Here is a 4,715-nt window from a genome sequence, read left to right as displayed (position 1 = left end):
CCCTCTTCGCGTGGTCCTCGGCCACAATGGCGGGCGAGGGGGCAGCCCCTGAGCAGGATCGGTGAAGTCCGGTGCGGTACGGCGCCCCGTAAGGGGCGCGGGGCTGTGTCAATTTGCGGCTCCGCCGCGTGGGCGCGACCAGCCACGGACGGTCCGCAGGTATCGAACGGCACTTCCAGCGGAGCGCTCAGGTGCCCGAGGCCTCGGCGGCGGGAGCGAGATGCCCGGCCAGCAGCGGCGAGGCGGGATGTCGGGCACCGACGGCGATGGGGCGGGATGCCCGGGCCTGCCTGCGACGCCGAGGGCGGGACGCCAGGCGGGGTCGGCGGCGGGATGCGGCCGCGGAGGAGATCGAGATCGGGGGCCGGATGTCGAGCACGCGCGAGGACGAGGGCCGGCGAGGCGGCCCGGTCGAGGTCGGGCTGCTGGGGCCGGTCGAGCTGTGTGTCGCAGGCCGGGCTGTGCCGCTGGCGAGCCTGCCGCAGCGTGTGCTGCTGGCCCGGCTCGCACTGCGGCCGCAGCGGGTCGTGCCGGTGGCCGAACTGATCGACGCCCTCTGGGAGACGGAGCCGCCGCGGGGCGCCGTGGGGAACCTGCACAGTTACGTCTCCCGGCTGCGGCGCGCGCTGGGCGCCGGCCGGATCGGACGGGAGCCCGCGGGATACCGGCTGAGCGTGGCGGAGGGCCAGGTCGACATCGGCCGGGTGGAGCGGCGGGTGGCCGCGGCACGGGCCGCCGCCGCGGACGACCCCGCTGACGGCGCCCGGCTGCTCGGCGACGCACTCGGTGTCTGGCGCGGTGAACCTCTCGCGGACCTCGCCGACCGGGCGGCGTTCGCACCCGAGCGCGCCCGACTGACCGAATGGCGCAGGCAGCTGCGGGAGGAGTGGTTCGAACTGCGCCTCGCGGCCGGTGAGGCCGACGGCGTGCTGCCGGACCTGGAGGAGGCCGCGGCCACGGATCCGTTGCGGGAGCGCGTCCAGCTGCTGTTCATCCGCGCCCGCCACCAGACGGGCCGGACCGCGGAGGCGCTGGAGGCCGTGGAGGCGTACCGGCACCGGCTGGCCGAGGAGTTCGGCCTGGACCCCGGTCCCGAGCTGGCCGAGCTGCAGCAGGGGTTGCTCAAGGACGATCCGGGGCTCCGCGCCCCGCGGCGGAAGCCTCACGCCGCAGCTGATCTCTCACTGGGTGCCCGGCGACCAGAACCGCACCTGTCGGAACCTCACCCATCGGAAACTCACCTTCCGGATCTGCCGCCCGGGCCCGACCAGCGCGTCCCGGCTGAGCTGCCCGGCTCCGGCCGCCCGATTCCTGAGGCGGCGACCGGGCCCGATCGCCCTCTCCCGTTCCCGGCGCTCGGGCCCGTCCTCCGCCGGCCCGCCGACCGGTTCGTCGGGCGCGGGCCCGAGCTGGCGCAGGTCGAGGCCGCCCTGCGGGAGCACCGGGCGGTGACGGTCGTGGGCCCCGGCGGCGTCGGCAAGACGCGGCTGGTCCTGGAGCTGCTGGCCCGGGGTGAGCGGTCCGAGCCCGTGCACCTGGTCGAGCTCGCCGAGACGTCCAAGCCCGTCGAGACGCCCGGTGCGGTGGCCACCGCCCTGAGGCTCCGGGCGGCGCCCGAGGGCGATGTGACCGCCGTCGCCGACCGGCTGGGCGGCGCCCCTGCGCTGCTGGTCCTCGACAACTGCGAGCATCTGCTGACGGCGGCGCGTGATCTCGTCGTGGAGCTGCTCGCCCGGTGCCCGGCCCTGCGGGTGCTGGCGACCTCACGGCAGCGGCTGGGCGTGCCCGGCGAACGGGTCGTCCGGCTCGGGTCGCCGCCGGAGGAGGACCAGGTGGAGCTCTTCCGCGACCGCGCGGCCCTGCTGCGCGACGGCTTCCGCGCAGGTGCCGAAGGGTCGGAGCGGTCCGGCGAACTGGTCGCCGAGATCTGCCGGATGGTCGACGGGCTGCCCCTCGCCGTGGAGCTGGCGGCGCACAGGGAGGCGGTGTTCGGGCTGCGCCAGCTGCGTGAGCGTCTGTCCTCGGGACTCGGCGTGCTGGAACCCTCGCGCGGCGGCGATCGCTCGACCGCGGTCGGCGCGACCGTCGAGTGGTCCTGCCGGCTGCTCGATCCCGACGCCCGGGAACTGCTCGACCGGCTGTCCGTGTGCCGGGGCGGCTTCGGTGCCGAGGCGATCGACCATCTGGCGCCGCCCGGAGCGGCCAATCCGGCGGCTCTGCTCGCCGAGTTGGTCGACGCCTCGCTCGTCGGCTGCGATCTCTCGACCGAGCCGCCGCGTTACTGGCTGCTGGAGACCGTACGTCATGTGTGCGCCGGGCATCTGGCGACGGCGGGGGCCGAGGAGGCTCAGGCCGCGCACGCCCGGTGGATGCTCGCGCACGCCCAGGAGGTGCACCGGCTGCGGCACGACCGTTCCCCCGCGGCTGCGGAGCTGTTCCGCCGGGAGGCGGCCAACACGCATCAGGCCCTGGCCTGGCTCACCGGGTCCGGTCGTCGGAAGGAAGCCGCGCAGCTCGGGATCAGGGCCGTCATGGCGCTAGCCGACGCCCCGGATCTTCCCTTGCTCAACCTGCTGCGCGGTCTCAAGCCCGCCGTACCGGACCCGCCCCGCCCGACGACGGGCGACGACACCGAGGCCGTTCTCGCCGTGGCGGTCGGCGTGGCCGCCTGGCTGACGGGCGACGCACGGACCGCGGACAGGCTGCTCAGCGCGGCGGTGGAGATACTGCCGGGCAGTCACCCGTACCGGTGGATCGGGCGCTTCTACCGCCTGACCAACCGGCTGTTCCGGGGTGACGTCGCCGGGGTCGAGGCGGACGCCACGGCCCTGTTGCGCGACGAGGCCGCGCCGGGCTGGGGAGTCGGTGCCGCTGTCTGCTGCGCGGCGCTGGTCAGGGAGTTCTCCGGAGATCACGAGTCCGCCGAACGATGGCTGACGCGGGAGGAGGTACTCATCACCGAGGTGAGCCGGCTCGACGGATTCGTGACGTACACGCGCGGCGAGCTGGCCGCCGGACGCCACCCGGCCCGTGCCCTGATCTACTTCGAGGAGGCGTACCGGCAGAGCGACGCGCAGGGCAACACGTACGAACGTGAAGTGGCCGCGATCGGGCGGGCGGCCGTGCTCATCCGGCTGGGCCGCCATGCGGAGGCCGTCACCGCCTGCCTCGAACTCGTCGAGAGCCTGCGCCGTCTCGGGATGTGGCCCCAGCTCTGGATGGTCCTGCGGCACACCGCCGAGTTGCTGGTCGCGCTCGGCGATCACGCCACGGCCGCCGCCCTGCTCACCACCGCCGACGGCGATTCGCTGGCGCCCGCGGTGTTCGGCGTCGACCGGGACCGGCACGCCGCCCTGTGGACGGACATCGCGGACCGGCTCGGCCCCGACCTGCTGGAGGATCTCCGTGCCGAGGGGCGCAAGGACCGCCGGGCCGGTGCCGCCGAACGGGCCGTACGTGCGCTGCGCGCCCAGACCGCGACAGCCGTGCGGTAGCGGTAGCGCCCGGCAAGCCGCCGGCCAGCGTCCAGCAAGCGGCGCCCGCCACGGTGGACGCATGACGACAACAACCCGAGCAACCACGACCGACGAGACCGCAGAATCCGCCGAGGCTCAGGTGGAGGAGTTCCTCGGCCGGTTCCTGACCGACTTCGCCGGAGCGGCGAGCACGTCGATGACGGTCCTCGGCGACCGGCTCGGCCTCTATCAGGCCATGACGGGCGCCGGACCGCTGTCCGCCGCCGACCTCGCGAAGACGACCGGGCTGCATCCGCGCCTGGTCACCGAGTGGCTCGCGGTCCAGACCGTGTCCGAGTACGTGGTCCACGACTCGGCGGCCGGTACGTACGAACTGCCCGACGCCCACGCGGCCGTGCTCTCGATGGTGGACTCCCCCGCCTACGTCATCGGTGCCGCCGACATCATCGCGGGCCAGTACCTGGCAATGAGCGACCTCGAACAGGCGTTCCGCACCGACGGCGCCCTCGACTACAGCGCACAGCACCCGTGCGTGTTCAGCGGCATAGAGCGGTTCTTCCGCACCGCGTACGTCCACCAGATCGCGGAGAGCTGGTTCCCCGCGGTACCGGGCCTCGTCGAACGGCTGGAGCGGGGTGCGCGGGTGGCCGACGTGGGCTGCGGCCACGGCGTGGCCGACCTGCTGGTCGGCACGACCTGGCCCGCGTCCACCGTCACCGGCTTCGACGCGCACGAGCCGTCCGTCGCCCAGGCCCGCGCGAAAGCCATCGAGGCGGGCAGCCCCGGCAATGTGTCGTTCCGCGTGGCCGACGCCGACGGTATCGGCCCCGGCCCGTACGACGTCGTGGTGTTCTTCGACTCGCTGCACGACCTGGGGGACCCGCCCGCGGCACTGCGGCGCGCCCACGAGGTGCTCGCGGAGGGCGGACTCCTGGTCGCCGTCGAACCGTGGTCGACGGACCGGCTCGAGGACAGCGTCGGCAGTCCGGTGGCCCGTATCGACTTCGCCGCCTCCACCGCGCTGTGCACTCCGGGCTCGCTGGCGCAGCCCGGCCGCTACGGACTCGGCACCCAGGGCGGCCCCGCCAAGCGCCTCGCGCTGCTCACCGAGGCGGGCTTCCGCGAGGTGGAGCTGGCCGCCGACACCGGGTTCAACCTGGTGTTCGCCGCGACCAAGTGACGTACAGATGAGGGGGTACGACGGCGTGGGGGCGGGGCCGGACGGTATACCGTCCGGCC

At 74.4% G+C, this 4,715-nt stretch carries 2 protein-coding genes; both read left to right on the top strand.

All coding sequences use genetic code 11. The features are described 5' to 3' along the window. The first annotated feature begins 368 nt into the window (after nucleotides 1–368). The gene (locus tag GAS53_RS54580; protein ID WP_192583729.1) at nucleotides 369–3,494 is read left to right on the top strand and encodes an AfsR/SARP family transcriptional regulator; all 3,126 of its coding nucleotides are present in this window, start codon (nucleotides 369–371) and stop codon (nucleotides 3,492–3,494) included. 61 nt (nucleotides 3,495–3,555) lie between these two features. Further along, entirely contained in the window at nucleotides 3,556–4,656 is a 1,101-nt protein-coding gene (locus GAS53_RS54575; RefSeq protein ID WP_192583728.1) for a class I SAM-dependent methyltransferase, read from the top strand. Nucleotides 4,657–4,715 lie beyond the last annotated feature (59 nt).

This window comes from Streptomyces albicerus (genome assembly GCF_008905045.1).
Classification (GTDB): domain Bacteria; phylum Actinomycetota; class Actinomycetes; order Streptomycetales; family Streptomycetaceae; genus Streptomyces; species Streptomyces albicerus.
This window is presented reverse-complemented; position numbering and strand designations above follow the sequence as displayed.